16 protein-coding genes are annotated in these 14,817 nt (G+C 72.3%); 6 read left to right on the plus strand and 10 right to left on the minus strand.

The genetic code is table 11. The features are described from left to right. Window position 1 precedes the first annotated feature (1 nt). The 3 genes from ACBJ59_RS26425 to ACBJ59_RS26435 are packed head-to-tail and all read left to right on the plus strand — an operon-like array spanning window position 2 to window position 2,319. Entirely contained in the window at window positions 2-850 is an 849-nt protein-coding gene (locus ACBJ59_RS26425; RefSeq protein WP_375112935.1) for a cytochrome c biogenesis CcdA family protein, read from the plus strand. A 25-nt stretch (window positions 851-875) separates the two neighbouring features. Then, the gene (locus tag ACBJ59_RS26430) at window positions 876-1,310 is read left to right on the plus strand and encodes an alpha/beta fold hydrolase (protein ID WP_375112936.1); all 435 of its coding nucleotides are present in this window, start codon (window positions 876-878) and stop codon (window positions 1,308-1,310) included. Between the two features lie 37 nt (window positions 1,311-1,347). After that, a complete protein-coding gene (locus ACBJ59_RS26435; protein WP_375112937.1) occupies window positions 1,348-2,319 on the plus strand; it encodes a threo-3-hydroxy-L-aspartate ammonia-lyase in 972 nt (323 codons plus the stop codon). A gap of 32 nt (window positions 2,320-2,351) precedes the next feature. Here the strand turns inward: ACBJ59_RS26435 and ACBJ59_RS26440 are convergent, their stop codons facing one another. Further along, window positions 2,352-4,655, minus strand: coding sequence for a LuxR C-terminal-related transcriptional regulator (locus ACBJ59_RS26440; protein WP_375112938.1), 2,304 nt, complete (start codon window positions 4,653-4,655; stop codon window positions 2,352-2,354). Window positions 4,656-4,760: 105 nt separating this feature from the next. Between ACBJ59_RS26440 and ACBJ59_RS26445 the strand changes: the two genes are divergently transcribed. Beyond that, window positions 4,761-5,750 (plus strand): NAD(P)-dependent alcohol dehydrogenase, encoded by a 990-nt coding sequence (locus ACBJ59_RS26445; RefSeq protein WP_375112939.1) that lies wholly within the window; start codon window positions 4,761-4,763, stop codon window positions 5,748-5,750. 28 nt (window positions 5,751-5,778) lie between these two features. After that, window positions 5,779-6,732, plus strand: a complete 954-nt coding sequence (gene pip / locus ACBJ59_RS26450; RefSeq protein WP_375112940.1) for a prolyl aminopeptidase — start codon at window positions 5,779-5,781, stop codon at window positions 6,730-6,732. A gap of 162 nt (window positions 6,733-6,894) precedes the next feature. On the opposite strand, the gene ACBJ59_RS26455 is transcribed toward pip, so the two are convergent. The 8 genes from ACBJ59_RS26455 to ACBJ59_RS26490 all read right to left on the minus strand — a co-directional run bounded on the left by ACBJ59_RS26455 (window position 6,895) and on the right by ACBJ59_RS26490 (window position 13,323). Further along, on the minus strand, window positions 6,895-7,752 hold the full coding sequence (locus ACBJ59_RS26455; RefSeq protein ID WP_375112941.1) for an ankyrin repeat domain-containing protein: 858 nt from the start codon (window positions 7,750-7,752) through the stop codon (window positions 6,895-6,897). Window positions 7,753-8,008: 256 nt separating this feature from the next. Then, window positions 8,009-8,668, minus strand: a complete 660-nt coding sequence (locus tag ACBJ59_RS26460; RefSeq protein ID WP_375112942.1) for a hypothetical protein — start codon at window positions 8,666-8,668, stop codon at window positions 8,009-8,011. 90 nt (window positions 8,669-8,758) lie between these two features. Next, a complete protein-coding gene (locus tag ACBJ59_RS26465; protein WP_375112943.1) occupies window positions 8,759-9,160 on the minus strand; it encodes an arsenate reductase ArsC in 402 nt (133 codons plus the stop codon). Then, window positions 9,153-10,250 (minus strand): ACR3 family arsenite efflux transporter, encoded by a 1,098-nt coding sequence (gene arsB, locus ACBJ59_RS26470; protein WP_375112944.1) that lies wholly within the window; start codon window positions 10,248-10,250, stop codon window positions 9,153-9,155. Before arsB ends, ACBJ59_RS26465 begins: the two co-directional genes overlap by 8 nt. Window position 10,251: 1 nt before the next feature. Continuing rightward, a complete protein-coding gene (locus tag ACBJ59_RS26475; protein ID WP_375112945.1) occupies window positions 10,252-10,593 on the minus strand; it encodes an ArsR/SmtB family transcription factor in 342 nt (113 codons plus the stop codon). 156 nt (window positions 10,594-10,749) lie between these two features. Beyond that, on the minus strand, window positions 10,750-11,787 hold the full coding sequence (locus ACBJ59_RS26480; RefSeq protein ID WP_375112946.1) for a P1 family peptidase: 1,038 nt from the start codon (window positions 11,785-11,787) through the stop codon (window positions 10,750-10,752). Further along, complete coding sequence (locus tag ACBJ59_RS26485; protein WP_375112947.1) at window positions 11,784-12,305, minus strand: DUF4262 domain-containing protein; 522 nt, start codon at window positions 12,303-12,305, stop codon at window positions 11,784-11,786. Before ACBJ59_RS26485 ends, ACBJ59_RS26480 begins: the two co-directional genes overlap by 4 nt. 55 nt (window positions 12,306-12,360) lie before the next feature. Next, window positions 12,361-13,323 (minus strand): ankyrin repeat domain-containing protein, encoded by a 963-nt coding sequence (locus tag ACBJ59_RS26490; protein ID WP_375112948.1) that lies wholly within the window; start codon window positions 13,321-13,323, stop codon window positions 12,361-12,363. Window positions 13,324-13,569: 246 nt separating this feature from the next. Here ACBJ59_RS26490 and ACBJ59_RS26495 point away from each other — a divergent pair, with 246 nt between their 5' ends. After that, the gene (locus ACBJ59_RS26495; protein WP_375112949.1) at window positions 13,570-14,163 is read left to right on the plus strand and encodes a hypothetical protein; all 594 of its coding nucleotides are present in this window, start codon (window positions 13,570-13,572) and stop codon (window positions 14,161-14,163) included. Between the two features lie 19 nt (window positions 14,164-14,182). On the opposite strand, the gene ACBJ59_RS26500 is transcribed toward ACBJ59_RS26495, so the two are convergent. Further along, entirely contained in the window at window positions 14,183-14,797 is a 615-nt protein-coding gene (locus tag ACBJ59_RS26500; RefSeq protein WP_375112950.1) for a TetR family transcriptional regulator C-terminal domain-containing protein, read from the minus strand. Window positions 14,798-14,817 lie beyond the last annotated feature (20 nt).

Consider the following 14,817-nt stretch of genomic DNA (forward strand, 5'->3'; position numbering starts at 1 on the left):
CGTGTTCGCCTCCGAGCTGCCGCTCGCCCTCGCGCTCACCGCCGGCACCGTGGCCGCCTTCAACCCGTGCGGCTTCGCCATGCTGCCGGCCTACCTCACCCTCCTCATCAACGACACCGGCGGCACCCGCCCGGTGATCCGGGCGCTGGTCCTGTCCGGGGCGATGACCGCCGGATTCGTCACCGTCTTCGGGCTGTTCGGGGTGGTGGTCACCGCGCTGGCCGTCTCGGTGGGGGCCTACCTGCCGTGGGCGACTCTGGTCATCGGGGTGCTGCTGGTCGGGCTCGGTGTCTGGCTGCTGTCCGGGCGGGAGTTGCTGCTCCGCGTACCGGGGCTGGCCACCGGCCGGCCCACCGCCGCGCCGCTCTCCCTGTACGGCTACGGGCTGTCGTACGCGCTGGCCTCCCTGTCCTGCACGGTCGGGCCGTTCCTCGCGGTCACCTCGGCCTCCCTGTCCGGTGGCGGGGTGCTCGGCGGCGCGGCCGCCTTCGCCGCCTACGCGCTCGGCATGGGCCTGGTCGTCGCCGCGCTCTCCCTGGCGGTGGCGCTCGCCCGCGCCGCCGCGGTGGCCAGGCTGCGGCGGCTCCTCCCGTACGTCTCCCGGGTCGGCGGCGCCCTGCTCGTGCTCGCCGGCCTGTACGTGGCCTACTACGGGTGGTACGAGCTGCGCGTCTTCTCGGGCGGCACCACGGACGACCCCATCGTGGGTGCGGTGACGGTGGCCCAGACCGCCGTCGTCGGCTGGCTGTCGGGGCTCGGCGCGGGCTGGCTCGTGGCCGTCGCCGCCCTGCTGACCCTCGCCGCGCTCACCCTGCACCGAGCCCGCTGCCGCAACCGCACACCCGGGTGAGCCCCCGACCCCGCGCCCTGGCTCCATGGGCCCGGCCGCGAGCCCGGTGGGTTCAGCGGCCGGTCTGGGCGTGTCGGGTGCGGGCGGTGATCAGGAAGGCGAGCTCGGTCCACGGGCCTCTGGGCGAGTCCGCGTACGCTTCTCGACCGAGTGGCAGCGCCCGTGGCGGAACGGGACGTTGCCCGCCGCGCGCCCGGACAGGGCCGCCGAACGCCTGGCCCGCCTCGGCGTGCCGATCCTGCTGCTGCACGGCCGGCAGGACATGACGTTCCCGGCGTCGCTGGCCGAGGAGGCCGCCGAGCTGATCCCCTCGGCCCGGGTCGAGGTTCTCGACGAGGCGGGGCACATGGCGCACGTCGACCAGCCCGTTCGCTGGCTGGAGGCCGTGTCCGGGTTCCTGGACCGAGGAACGGCGCGGTACTTCCGCAAGAGGGGCGGAAGAGGGCAAGCTCCAAGATAGGCGCCCGGATCCCCGCACCCTTGGAGGAACAGCGAGCATGACGAACGCACTGCCGGTCACCCTGGACGACGTTCACGACGCCGCCGCGCGGCTCAAGGGCGTCGCCCACCGTACGCCCGTCCTGCGCTCCCGCACCCTGGACGCCCTCGTGGGCGCCGAGGTCTTCCTCAAGTGCGAGAACTTCCAGCGCATCGGGGCGTTCAAGTTCCGCGGCGCCTACAACGCCGTCTCCCGGCTCTCGGCGGAGCAGCTGGGCAGGGGCATCGCGGCGTACTCGTCCGGCAACCACGCCCAGGCGGTCGCGCTGGCCGCGCGCGAGCTGGGCAGCACCGCGGTGATCGTCATGCCCGAGGACGCCCCGCGCTCCAAGCGGGAGGCCACCGCCGGCTACGGCGCGGAGGTCGTCACGTACGACCGCTACACCGGCGACCGGGTGGCCATCGGCGAGGCGCTGGCGGCCGAGCGCGGCCTGACGCTCATCCCCCCGTACGAGCACCCGCACGTCATCGCCGGCCAGGGCACCGCCGCGCTGGAGCTCATCGAGGAGGTCGGCGACCTGGACGCGGTGCTCGTGCCCATCGGCGGCGGCGGGCTCATCGCGGGCAGCGCCACGGCGGCCAAGGGGACGCTGCCCGGGATCCGGGTGATCGGCGTGGAGCCGGAGGCGGGCGACGACACCAAGCGGTCGCTGAGCGCGGGAGAGCGGGTGTCCATCCCCATCCCGCGGACGATCGCCGACGGCCAGGCGGCCGAGATCCCCGGCGAGCTGACGTTCTCCATTAACAGGCACCTGGTCGACGACGTCGCCCTGGTGAGTGACGACGACATCCGGGCGGCGATGCGGCTGGCCTTCGAACGCATGAAGGTCGTCATGGAGCCCAGCGGTGCGACTCCGCTGGCCGCGCTGCTGGCCGGGCGGGTGGAGGACGTGCCGCGGCGGATCGGGCTGATCGTCTCCGGCGGCAACGTCGACGCCCGGCGCTTCGCCGAGCTGTGCGCGACCGACTGACCCCGTCGCGTCGGGCGCGTGGTGGGCGAGGGCTACTGTCCGGTGGCGGCCGTCCAGGCGGCGATCTGGGCACGGGAGTTGACCCCGAGCTTGTTCATGATCGCGCGTACGTGGCTGTCCACCGTGTGCTCCGAGATGAACAGCCGGGCCCCGATCTGCTTGTTGCTGAGCCCCTCCGCGACCAGCCGGGCGACCTCCGCCTCCCGCCGGCCGAGCGGCGCCGGGCCCGTTTCCGCGGATTCCCCGGCGGCGGCGGCCGGGTCGGGCTCGCCGAGCGCCAGAGCGATCGCGGCGTCCCGGCTCAGGCGCCGCCCGGCCGCGAACTGGTCCTCGAACCCGGCCGCCCCCAGCGCCGCCCTGGCCGTCTCCTCGGCCCGGGCCAGCAGCGGCGCGAGGTACGGCAGGACACCGGCCCCGGCCCCCGCGCGTACGGTCTCCGCCGCCCCCAGCAGCCGCGCGGCCGGCTGTGCCCGCCCCGAGCCCGCGGCGTGGCAGCCCAGGGCGTCGAGCAGGACGTACTGCCCCACCCGGTCGTCGATCCGGTACGCGATCCGCAACGCCTCGGTCAGCAGCGGCTCGGCCTCGTCGAGCGCTCCGGCGATCAGCCTGGCCGAGCCCAGGTTCAGCAGCATCATGTCGAGGCTGTAGAGGTCGCCGCTCTCCCGGCCGAGGCGCACGCCCTCCGACGCCGCCGCGACGACCGCGTCGAGATCGCCCTGGAAGAGGCCGTTGAGCGCGCGTGACTGCAGGTACATGAGGCGGGCCTGGTCGTCGTCGATCCCCTCGGTGACGGCCCTGGCCTCCTCGCCCAGGCGCGCGGCCGACGGATGGTCCCCCGCCATGCTCGCCGCCATCGACCCCAGGGACAGCGACTGCGACAGGACGGCCGGCAGCCCCGCCTCCCTGGCGATGGTGACCGCCTCCGCCAGCGCCGGCCCCGCGCCGGCCGGGTCGGACTGCAGCACCGCCAGGAAACCCCGCATGAACAGCGCGTACGCCCGCCCCTCGGGACCGCTGTCCCCGCACGCGAGCAGCTCGCCGAGCCACCGGACGCCCTCGTTGGGGGCGCGCGTGATCCAGTAGTAGCCGACGGTGTACGCCAGGGCCGTCCCGCGTGACGCGTCCCGGCGGGTCACGCATCCCCGCAGGACCGCCCGGACGTTGTCGATCTCCAGGTCCATCCAGTCGAGCCACTCGGCCAGCCGTTGCCGGACCCGCGGCCCGGACCCCAGGCAGCGGGCGAGGTAGTAGCCGGTGAACCGGCGGTCGAGGGCCTCCTCCTCGCCCGCCTCCCGGAGCTTGAGCGCGGCGTACTCGCGCATCGTCTCGTGCAGCCGGTAGCAGGCCAGGCCGCCGGCGTCCTCCTTCAGCACCAGGGACCTGTCGACGAGCGAGGCCACCAGGTCCAGCGTGCGGCCCGCCGGGACGTCCCCGAACGCGCAGACCGCTTCGACGTCCTCCAGCGTGAACCTGCCCGCGAACGCGCACAGCCGCCGCAGCAACGCCTGCTCGTCCGCCGCCAGCAGGTCGTGGCTCCAGTCGACGGTGGTACGCAGCGTCTGGTGGCGCGGGAGCGCGGCCCGGCCGCCCCCGGTGAGCAGCCCGAACCGGTCGGACAGGCGGTCGAGGATCTGCTCGGCGGTGAGCACCCGCGTCCTGACGGCCGCCAGCTCGATCGCCAGCGGCAGGCCGTCGAGGCGGCGGCACAGGTCGGCCACGGCCGCCTGGTTCGCCGCCGTCAGCTCGAACGTGCCCGACCCGGCCGCGGCCCGCTCCGTGAACAGCCTGACCGCCTCGTTCTGCCGCAGCTTCGCGAGGGGCACGCGGGCGTGCGGCGCGGGCAGGTCGAGCGGCGGCACGGGCACGACGTGCTCGCCGGGCGCCGACAGGGGCTCCCGGCTGGTGGCGATCACGCGCACGCCGGGGGCCGCCCGCATGAGGTCCGCGACGAGCGGCGCGGTGACCGCGAGCAGGTGCTCGCAGTTGTCGACGACCAGCAGCGCCCTCTTGTCCCGCAGGTACGACCGCAGCCGCGCGGCCGGTTCGGTGGCCGCCTGGTCGCGCAGGTCCAGGGCCGCCATGACCGCGTCGGCGACCAGCGTGGGATCGCGTACCTCGGCCAGCTCGACCAGCCACGCGCCGTCCGGGAACCCGCGCCCGAGATCGCCGGCCAGCCGCAGCGCGAGGCGCGTCTTGCCGACCCCGCCCGGCCCGACGAGGCTGACCAGCCGGGCCTCGGTCAGCTTCCTCCTGACGGCCGCGAGCTCGCGGCGGCGGCCGACGAAGCTGGTCGCCTCAGCCGGCAGGTTGCCCAGGCGGCGCGGGGGTCTGGCCATGGTGGCTCGGACACTACTACCGCCAATCACGAATTCACGTGATTTCGCCGCCCGGGGGCGCGGCCGCAGTCTGGGGGCAGTGCTCGGCGAATTCGAGGGGGCGCCATGAAGGCAATCCGCTACCACGCTTACGGGCCGCCGGACGTCCTCCGGCTCGAGGACGTGGACATGCCCGCCGTCGGGGACGACGACGTGCTGATCCGCGTACGGGCGGCCTCGGTCAACCCGCTCGACTGGCACATCATGCGCGGGAAGCCCTATATCACCCGCCTGCAGAACGGCCTGACCCGGCCCAGGTCCGGCGCCCTGGGCGGCGACCTGGCGGGCAGCGTCGAGGCGGTGGGCCGGAACGTCACCAGGTTCCGTCCCGGGGACGAGGTGTACGGCGGCTGCGGGTTGTATCTCGTGCCGGGCACGACGGGCTTCGCCGAGTACGCCTGCCTGCGCCAGGACGCCATGGTGCACAGGATGCCGGCCGGCCTGACGTTCGAGCAGGCGGCGGCCATGCCGGTGGCGGGGGTCTGCTCGGTGCAGGCGGTGCGCGACAAGGCCGGGGTGCGGGCGGGCCACCGGGTCCTGGTCAACGGGGCGGCGGGCGGGCTGGGGACGTTCTCGGTGCAGGTCGCCAAGGCGCTGGGCGCGGAGGTGACCGGGGTGTGCAGCACGCGGAACGTGGAGTTGGTCCGCTCGATCGGGGCCGACCACGTCATCGACTACACCAAGGAGGACTACACCCGTACCGGGAGGCGGTACGACGTGGTGCTCGACATGGTGGCGAACCGCCGGTTCACCGCGAACCGGCGCGTTCTCACCCGCAGGGGCGTGTTCGTGGAGTGCGCGCCGTCCAAGGGGGAGTGGCTGGGGGCACCGCTCGGGCTGCTCCGGCTCTTCCTGCTGGCCCGGGTCGTGCCGCAGCAAATGGGGTTCCTCCTGTGCCGCAACAGCCAGGAGGACCTCGCCGTGCTGAACGGGCTCGTCGAGACGGGGAAGCTCATGCCGGTCATCGACCGGACGTACTCGCTGGACGAGACCGCGGAAGCCGTCCGCTATCTCGAACGGGGCCATGCGAGGGGCAAGGTCGTGGTCACCGTTTGAGCATGTTGCGGTGGTAGGTCTGTTGGTTATGGGACAAAGGACGTTTTATCCGCCGATTGAGCCGTACGAGACCGGGCTGCTGGAGGTCGGCGACGGGAACGAGCTCTACTGGGAGGTCTGCGGCAACCCGGACGGCAAACCCGCGGTCTTCCTGCACGGCGGGCCGGGCGGCGGGGTCCTGCCGGACCAGCGCAGGTTCTTCGACCCGGAGGCGTACCGGATCGTGCTCTTCGACCAGCGCAACTGCGGCCGCAGCCGGCCGCACGCCGGTGACCCCGGGGTGTCGCTGGCGGCCAACACGACCGCGCACCTGGTCGCGGACATCGAGCTGCTCAGGGAGCGGCTCGGGGTCGGACGGTGGCTGGTGTTCGGCGGGTCGTGGGGCAGCACGCTGGCCCTGGCGTACGCGCGGAGGCATCCGCGGCGGGTGAGCGAGCTCGTGCTGCGCGGCGTCTACCTGGCCAGGGCCGCCGACGAGCCGTGGGCGTTCACCCCCACGGGAGCGGCGCGGCTGTTCCCGGCGGAGTGGGCGGCCTTCCGCGACTTCGTGCCCGCCGAGGAGCGCGACGACCTCCTGCGGGCCTACCACCGCAGGCTGTTCGACCCGGACCCGGCGGTGCACGTCCCGGCGGCGCGGGCGTGGGCCGCCTGGGAGCTGTCGGCCAACTCGCTGCTGCCCGTCCCGCCGCCGCCGCTGGACGACCGGGACCTGGTGGCGTTCGCGCGGATCGAGGCGCACTACTTCGGCCAGGGCTGCTTCCTGGAGGACGGCGAGCTGCTCGACGTCGATCCGATCAGGCACCTCCCGTGCGTGATCGTCAACGGGCGCTATGACATGAAGACGCCGCCGGAGGCCGCCTGGGACCTGCACCTGGCCTGGCCGGAGGCCGAGTTCCAGATCGTGGAGGACGCCGGGCACGCGGGCGCCGAGCCCGGCACGCTGCACCGGCTCATCGAGGCCACCGACCGCTTCCGGGACTGAGCGCCCTGGAGCGCGGCGAACACCACGGTGGCCGGCCGTTCCGGGTCCGCGCCGGGACGAGCCGGGAGCGGCAGGCCCGCATGCTCCGGCGGCGGCTTCGTCACCGGAGCGGGGATCGTGGTGGACGGCGGCGTGGTCGCGGCCCTGCCCACATGAGCGGGGTCAGTTCCAGTGGTCGCGTTCCGGCAGGCGCAGCCAGGTGTCGGGCGGGCCGGTGATCGCGCGGGCCTCGGTCAGCCGCAGGCCCGCGTAGGCGCAGGCGTAGGCCACCGCGTTGTACTTGTAGAGGTAGGAGAGCAGGACCTCCTGGGCGCCGTCGTCCTCCCAGGGGGCGCCGCCCGGATGCAGGTCCCAGCCGACGATCTCGCCGTCGCGGACGATGCTGCCCTGGTTGCCGCTCTTGGGGTTGGCGTACATGCCGTAGCAGACGGTGCCCGCGGACAGGTGCCTGGTCGCGCCGGGAGCCTGCGGAACGTACCCCCAGGGCTGCGTGACGACGCAGCCGCCGGGCACGTCGGTGACGCCGACGAAGCGCAGGCTCTCGTCGTCGAAGGGGTCGATCCGGTCGAGGAACTCCTCGGGATCGACGTCCTCGACCGTCGCCTCCAGGCGCCGGGTCGCCTCTGCCGCGCTGATCCCGGCCACGCAGGCCAGCCCCACGCCGTCGTAGTAGTGAGAGCCCAGCGCCGCCGTGAGCCGCTTCGCCTCCGCCACCGCGGCGGCCTCGCCCTCCGTCAGCCCGTCCGTCCCGGCGGGGAGCTCGAACAGGCCGGGCTCCGGTCCGGCCAGGCTGAGGCGCCCGGGCGACCAGCCGCTCATCATCGGCCGCCACGGGTCGGCCCCGGCGGCCACCAGGGCGCGGGCGTGGTCGTGGTTGCCCTCGTACACGGCGACCCAGAGCGCGGTACGGCCCTCCTCCTCGGCGTCGACGTCCGCCACCCGACCGGCCAGCTCCGCGACCTCCTCGGCCGAGCCCTCCTCCGCTGCCGTGTGCAACGCCAGCACCTCGTCGTCCTCCATACCGGTGACTCCCCTCAAAGACGGCCTTCACAAAGACGGCCTTCACAAAGACGGCCTTCACAAAGACGGCACGAACGACACATCATGCACCGGCACGGTGGCGTACGTGAAGATCGCGGGATCCGGTCGCCGCTGGTTCCCGCAGAATCAGCCGTCGGTCGCTGAGGGGTACGTGTTCGTCGATCCGGTGCCGCCCACGAGGGAGGAGCCGGAGCGGTACCGCGTCACCGTCGTGCTGCGGTGCACGGACAGGCGGTCAGGAGGTCGGCGTAGGGGTGACGGTCATTGTCGGGGCGGCGGACGGTGTCGGGGTGCCGGTCGGCGGCCGGCCGGGCCGGTGGTCGTGGTGCCGGTGGTCGCCCTTGCCGTCCCGGCCCCACCCCTTGCGCATGGTGGCGTCGCGGATCGAGACGGCGGTGGCCGTGCCGCCCTCCACCTTCGCCATGACCATGACCTTCTGCCCGGCCTTCACCGCGTCGATGCCCTCGCCGCCGCGGTTGATCCGGGTGTCGCCGGTGACCGCGTACTCCTTGGTGTAGCCGTCCTCGCTCCTGACCGTGATCGAGTCCTGGTCCACCGCCGTGACGTCGCCGTACTGGGTGGCGACCGTCACGTACCTGCCCTCGACGTCGGGTACGACGAACTCGCCATGCAGGGCACGGCCCATCCGGTGACCGCCCCAGCCCCGTCCGGGCGGCGTCGTGCTGGACGGGCTCGCCGACGGTGTGGTGGTGTCGCCGGCCGTGGGCGTCGGGGCCGGCGTGGGTGAGAACACCGAGGCGGCGGCGACGCCGGCGCCCGTGACCGCGACGAGCGCGGCGGTGGCGACGAGCAGCAGGGAACGTGGGAAGCGGCGCCTGGGCGGCTCGTTCGACAGTGTTTCCTCGGTGCTGAATCCGTCCGGCCCAGGGGTCATCTCTGTTCCTCCCGATAGCTGCGCTATGGGAGAACAGTGCACCGAACCGCCTAAAACCTCCGTAAATCGCCCCGCCCAGGCCGGCGCGGCTCAGCCGGTCAGCTCGCCGATGAGCTTCTCGACGCGGGTGCGGATCTGGTCGCGGATCGCGCGGACGGCCTCGATGCCCTGGCCGGCCGGGTCGTCGAGCGTCCAGTCCTCGTAGCGCTTGCCGGGGAAGATCGGGCAGGCGTCGCCGCAGCCCATGGTGACGACCACGTCGGAGGCTTCGACGGCGTCGACGGTGAGGATCTTGGGTTGTGCGGTGGTGATGTCGATGCCGCTCTCGCGCATGGCCTCGACGGCGACCGGGTTGACCTGGTCGGCGGGCGCGGAGCCGGCCGAGCGGACCTCGACGCGGTCGCCGGCCAGGTGGGTGAGCCATCCGGCGGCCATCTGGGAGCGGCCTGCGTTGTGCACGCAGACGAACAGCACGCTGGGCTTGTCAGGCACGTACGGACTCCTTGGGCTGCTTGGTGAACAGGCGGCGGCCGGCCAGGCTGACGTAGACCAGGGCGACCAGGACGGGGACCTCGATGAGCGGGCCGACCACGCCGGCCAGGGCCTGGCCGGAGGTGACGCCGAAGACGCCGACGGCCACGGCGATGGCCAGCTCGAAGTTGTTGCCGGCGGCGGTGAAGGCCAGGGTGGTGGTGCGCTCGTAGGACAGGCCGATCGCGCGGCCGGCCAGGAACGAGCCGCCCCACATGACGAGGAAGTAGGCCAGCAGGGGCAGCGCGATGCGGGCCACGTCCAGGGGGCGCTCGCTGATGGTCTGGCCCTGCAGGGCGAACAGGATGACGATGGTGAACAGCAGCCCGTACAGGGCCAGCGGGCCGATCCTGGGCAGGAGGCGCTCCTCGTACCAGGTGCGGCCCTTGGCGCGTTCGCCCCAGGTGCGCGACAGGTAGCCGGCCAGCAGCGGGATGCCGAGGAAGATGAGCACGTAATGGGCGATGTCCCACATCGACACGTCCAGCGCGGCCTCGGGCAGGCCGAGCCAGCCGGGCAGCACCTGGAGGTAGAACCAGCCGAGCGCGCCGAACGCGACGACCTGGAAGATCGAGTTGATCGCGACCAGCACGGCGGCCGATTCGCGGTCGCCGCAGGCCAGGTCGTTCCAGATGAGCACCATGGCGATGCACCGGGCCAGGCCGACGATGATCAGGCCGGTGCGGTATTCGGGCAGGTCGGGCAGGAAGGTCCAGGCCAGCGCGAACATCAGCGCCGGGCCGGCGATCCAGTTCAGCAGCAGGGAGGAGATCAGCATGCGGCGGTCGCCGGTGACGGTGTCGAGCCGGTCGTAGCGGACCTTGGCCAGCACCGGGTACATCATCAGCAGCAGCCCGAGCGCGATCGGCAGCGAGATCTCGCCGATCTTCACCGCCTCCAGTGCCGTGTCCAGGCCCGGGACGAACCGGCCGAGCAGCAGTCCGGCGGCCATGGCCGCGCCGATCCACACCGGCAGGAACCGGTCGAGGACCGACAGCCGGCCCACCACGGCCGCGGAGATCCCGGGCGCCTGAGCGGTATCCGATGACATGTCAGACCGTGGCGGGGATGTTGAGCAGGGCCGACAGCTGGGTCATTCTCTCCGGCACCAGGCGGTAGTAGACCCACGAGCCGCGCCGCTCGTGGGTGAGCAGCCCGACGTCCCTGAGCACCTTGAGGTGGTGGCTGATCGTCGGCTGGGTCAGGTCGAAGGCGTCGGTGATGTCGCACACGCACACCTCGCCGCCGACGTGGCTGGCCACGATCGACAGGATGCGCAGCCGTACCGGATCGCCCAGAGCCTTGAAGGCGCGGGCGAGTTCGACGGCCTTGCCGGTGTCCAGTTGCTCGCGCACCAGCGGCGGGCTGCACTCCAGGATGCGCAGCGGCTCCACGTGACCCCCTGATATAGACGGTTGTCGAAGTCACGTCCATATTGACACACATCAATGAGTGCACGCCAATCGGCCCTCACCGGGATGAGAGCGCCGGCCGATCCTGCGGCTGGAGTCGGGCCGTCGCACGGGCTACTCGTCCGGCCCGCGCGGCGATCACCGGTCCCGGTTCGTGCCGCTCCCCGGAAGCCGGTCGTACGGCACCGCATGGCTCGTGCGGCCGTGGACGCCCGTGGTGGCGGTCGCGGTGAACAGGGAGTTGAGCAGCGCCTCCTCGACGGAGTCCATGACCGCCGTGAAGACGGGGTTCAGCAGGTCGTCGGGCAGGGTGGGGAGCCGGGGTGGCGCCGTGGTGAAGGCGATCGCGTAGTCGCCGCTGCCATGGGAGTACGACGCCCCCACCCGCCCCATCGCGAAGATCGCCCGGCGGGCGAGCCGCCCGAGCTGACGCGCGTCGAGCGGCGCGTCGGTGGCCACGACGATCATGCAGGAGTTGCCCGGCGGCTCCTCACGGACGGATCCGGGCACGAGCTCCTCCACCGGCATCGGGACACCCTGGACGGTCAGCACCCCGCCGAAGTTCGCCTGCACGAGCGCCCCGACCGTCACCGGTGCGCCGTCCACCACCTGCCGGCGGGAGGAGGTGCCGATGCCGGCCTTGTAGCCCAGGGCCGTCGTGCCGGTGCCCGCCCCCACGCATCCCTCCGCGGGCAGCCCGCCGGACGCCCCTTCCAGCGCGTCGAGCACGTGCCGTTCGGTGATCGGGCGGCGCCGGATGTCGGACAGGAAGCCATCGTTCGTCTCTCCCACGACGGGGTTGACCGAGAGCCCGTCCGGGTGGCGCTCCAACAGGTAGGTGACCAGCGCGTCCGCCGCCCGGAACGCCGACAGCGTGGCCGTCAGGACGATCGGTGACTCCAGGACGCCGAGCTCGTCGATCTGGGTCGAGCCGACGAGCTTGCCGTACCCGTTGCCCGTGTGCACGGCCGCCGGCAGCCCCCGCCGCGCGGTGGCCAGCTGCCGGGGAACGATGGCGGTGACCCCGGTGTGCAGGTCGGCGCCGTCGTCGAGGGTGGTGTGGCCCACCAGCACCCCCTCGACGTCGGTGATCGCGTTCAGCGGCCCGGTCGGCAGCGTGCCGACGACCACGCCCAGCGAGCGGGCCCGGACGCGCGGGCTCGGGTGGGTGCTCATCGCGTCCATACGCCGGCCGGGTGCTCGTCCGGCCGCAGCCACAGGTGCGGCTGGTGATCGTCGCCGTCGCCCTGCCAGGGGAAGGTGTTGTCCGGGGAGGGCCAGACGACCTGGAGGAACGGGAAGGGCGGCCGCCGGTAGAAGCCGAGCGCCGTGCCGAAGAAGGTGTGATACCAGCGATGGTCGACCGCCTTGAGCGCGACGGGGCGCTGGTCGATGATGTCCTGCCATTCCTGACCGGCCTTCAGCGCCTCACCGGCGACCACCTTGTCGCCCAGGGAGTTGAGGCAGGTCTGCATGTCGTGGATGTCCAGCCCGAACATGGCCAACTCGGGCGAGCGGTGGTGGTGCCACAACCCGATCGTGAAGGCCCAGCCCGGCCCGTGCTCGTTACGGGGAATCATCGTGACCTGCCAGCCGTGCTCCTGCACCTTCCCGATCGTCAGCCGGGTGCGACGATCGAGCTCATCGGGCGGGTTGCAGAGGACGCAGTGGCATGCGGTCAGATCGACAGGCATGAGCGTGAGCGTACGCGATCTTCCGCCGGGGTCGCGCGGCACCTGTCCTGGCCGGTCAGTGCCAGTAGTCGCGTTCCGGGAGCCGCAGGTGCGTGTCCGGTTCGGCGATCGAGTGGGCGTCGGCCGGGCGCAGGCCGGCGCCGGCGAAGCAGTAGGCCTCCGCGTAGCCGTTGTACAGGTATTTGAGCAGGATCTCCGCGGCCGGATCGGCGCCGGAGACGTCGCCGCCGCCCGGGTGCGTGTCCCAGTCCGCGATCTCGCCGTCGCGGTAGACCCGGCCCTGGTTGCCGCTCTTGGGGTTGGCGTACATGCCGTAGGCGATCGTGCCCGCGGACAACAGTTGCATGACGACGGGAGTGGCGGCCATGTATCCCATCCGCTGGCTGACGACGCAGCCGCCGGGCACGTCGGTGAAGCCGACGATCTGCATGGCCTCGTCGCCGAAGGGGTCGTCCATGATCTCTTCCAGCTCCTCCTCGTCGGCGGGTTCGGCGGCCAGGCGCCGTGCCGCCTCGGCGGCGCTGATGCCGCGTACGCACGTGAGGCTGAAACCGTCGTCCTCGATGTCGCCCAGCACGCCGGTCAGCCGGTCGGCCTCCTCGACGGCGGCCGTCTCGGCCTCGGTCAGGTCGGCGTGACCCGGAGGAAAGGGGAAGAACTGGCCGGGCGTGGGCCCCGCCAGGCTGAGCCGGCCCGGCGACCAGCCGTCCATCATGGGCCGCCACGGGTCGGCTCCGGCCGCGACCAGGGCACGGGCGTTGTCGGGCCGGTTGTTGAAGACCGCTTCCCACAGGGCGGTGCGGCCCTCGCACTCCGCGTCGACGTCATCGACCCGGCCCGCCAGCTCGGCGACCACCTCCGGCGAACCGCGCTCCGCCGCGGCGTGCAGCGGCCGCTCGAAGGCGTACGCGCCGGCATTCGGATCGGCGCCGGCGTCGAGCCTGGCACGGACAAGGGAGAGGTCCTCCCACGCATGCCATCCGAAATCGGACCATTCGGTGGGTGCGTTGGCGGTCATGACGGCTCCTTCAGGATCACGCGGGGGATGCGGGCGAGGCCATCATGGCGGAGGCCAACGACAATTCCGGTGGGCCGGGCCCGTCGCGCTCCTGCCGGCCGGCCTCTCACCGCCTTTCCAGGAAAGTCCGCGCCCGTGAACTATTACACGCACTACCATGAGGACGGCCGCAGGAGTGGTCTTGGCCCAGGCCCGGGAACCGCGCGTGCTGAATGCAGGACAGGTAATGGCTCAAGGACGCGTTGAATGCTGAATCTGCCCGTGGAGAATCAGTGGGACCTGGTCGTCAAGCACCGGATCCACAATGAATTCCACGGCCTGTGGATCGAGGGCGACGATCGGGAAGAGCTGTCCCGGCTGCTCCGGGTGGATCCGGACTGGCGCCTGGAGTGCGACCTCGAAACGGCTACGGACATGTTTCCCGGCGCGCCGGAGAAGACGGTGTGGATGGGCCCGCATGCGCCTGGTTGGACGCAGGTTCTCGCCTTCGGCCTGCTCCCGTACCATCTCGGTGTCATCAATCTGGGCCGGCGACGCGTCTTCCAGATCTATTGCCACGGAGAACTGGACAGGCTCGATCCGTTGTACCTCTACTACGACGGCGAACAACTGGGCCACGTCACTCCGCCGCACGACGAAGGCGGTTACCTGGAATTCCCGGAATATCGGCCGTTCGTGAACGGCCTCGCGCTCGGTACGGACGGAGATCTCGAACGCGACGCGCACCGGCTGTTGTGCATGGTGGGCCGAATCACCGGACGTTTCCTCGACCGGGAATGGTTCGCCGCGACCCGGACCCTTTATCGAATTCCCGACGGGATCTGGGAGGAAGCCTGGTGACCGGCCGGGCTCGTACGTCTCAGGCGTAGAGCGTGGCGATCTCGGCGAGCAGCCGGTCGCGGGCCACGCCGGTGGGGGCGACGCCGGTGAGTACGTAGGCGGCCAGCCCTTCGGCCAGGGCCACGAGGGCCAGGGCGGTGCCGGAGGCGTCCACGTCGGCGCGGACGCGGCCGGCCTGCTGGTCCCTGCGGAGGAGGTCGGCCATCTGGCGGTGGAAACCGGCGTACAGGATGCGCAGTCTGGCGGCGATGGTCTCCTCGGCGAAGCCGAGGGCGTGGAACGACTGGCGCACCCGCATGTGGGCTTCGGTGGTGGCGTCGTACGGGATGAGCTCGGTGAGCACGGTGGTGAGCACCAGGCGCGGGTCGGCCACGTCGAGGTCGGAGCCGACCTGCTGCCTGACGCGGATGGCGGACAGCTCGTTGCCGCGCTCGAAGGCGGCCTCGATGAGCTGCCGCTTGGCCGGGAAGTAGTGCTGCACGCGCCCGGGCGAGATGCCCGCCCGGGCGGCCACCGTGGTCAGGGACACGGCGGCCAGGCCGCGTTCGGCCACGACGGCGAGCACGGCGTCGGCGACCTCGTTGCGCCGCTCCGCATGGTGCGCCCCGGGCCCGCGGGTGCGTCTCCCCGTCACTTCTCCCCCTTCACGATGTG

It is taken from the genome of Nonomuraea sp. MTCD27, assembly GCF_041950495.1.
Lineage (GTDB): Bacteria > Actinomycetota > Actinomycetes > Streptosporangiales > Streptosporangiaceae > Nonomuraea.

Bases quoted from the DNA above. Each gene is read 5' to 3' on its own strand.
- ACBJ59_RS26430 (WP_375112936.1), top strand. From the start codon at position 876: ATGGGCCCGGCCGCGAGCCCGGTGGGTTCAGCGGCCGGTCTGGGCGTG.
- ACBJ59_RS26460 (WP_375112942.1), bottom strand. From the start codon at position 8,668: ATGACCCCTGGGCCGGACGGATTCAGCACCGAGGAAACACTGTCGAAC.
- ACBJ59_RS26445 (WP_375112939.1), top strand. From the start codon at position 4,761: ATGAAGGCAATCCGCTACCACGCTTACGGGCCGCCGGACGTCCTCCGG.
- ACBJ59_RS26440 (WP_375112938.1), bottom strand. From the start codon at position 4,655: ATGGCCAGACCCCCGCGCCGCCTGGGCAACCTGCCGGCTGAGGCGACC.
- pip (WP_375112940.1), top strand. From the start codon at position 5,779: ATGGGACAAAGGACGTTTTATCCGCCGATTGAGCCGTACGAGACCGGG.
- arsB (WP_375112944.1), bottom strand. From the start codon at position 10,250: ATGTCATCGGATACCGCTCAGGCGCCCGGGATCTCCGCGGCCGTGGTG.
- ACBJ59_RS26490 (WP_375112948.1), bottom strand. From the start codon at position 13,323: ATGACCGCCAACGCACCCACCGAATGGTCCGATTTCGGATGGCATGCG.
- ACBJ59_RS26435 (WP_375112937.1), top strand. From the start codon at position 1,348: ATGACGAACGCACTGCCGGTCACCCTGGACGACGTTCACGACGCCGCC.
- ACBJ59_RS26495 (WP_375112949.1), top strand. From the start codon at position 13,570: ATGCTGAATCTGCCCGTGGAGAATCAGTGGGACCTGGTCGTCAAGCAC.
- ACBJ59_RS26480 (WP_375112946.1), bottom strand. From the start codon at position 11,787: ATGAGCACCCACCCGAGCCCGCGCGTCCGGGCCCGCTCGCTGGGCGTG.
- ACBJ59_RS26485 (WP_375112947.1), bottom strand. From the start codon at position 12,305: ATGCCTGTCGATCTGACCGCATGCCACTGCGTCCTCTGCAACCCGCCC.
- ACBJ59_RS26455 (WP_375112941.1), bottom strand. From the start codon at position 7,752: ATGGAGGACGACGAGGTGCTGGCGTTGCACACGGCAGCGGAGGAGGGC.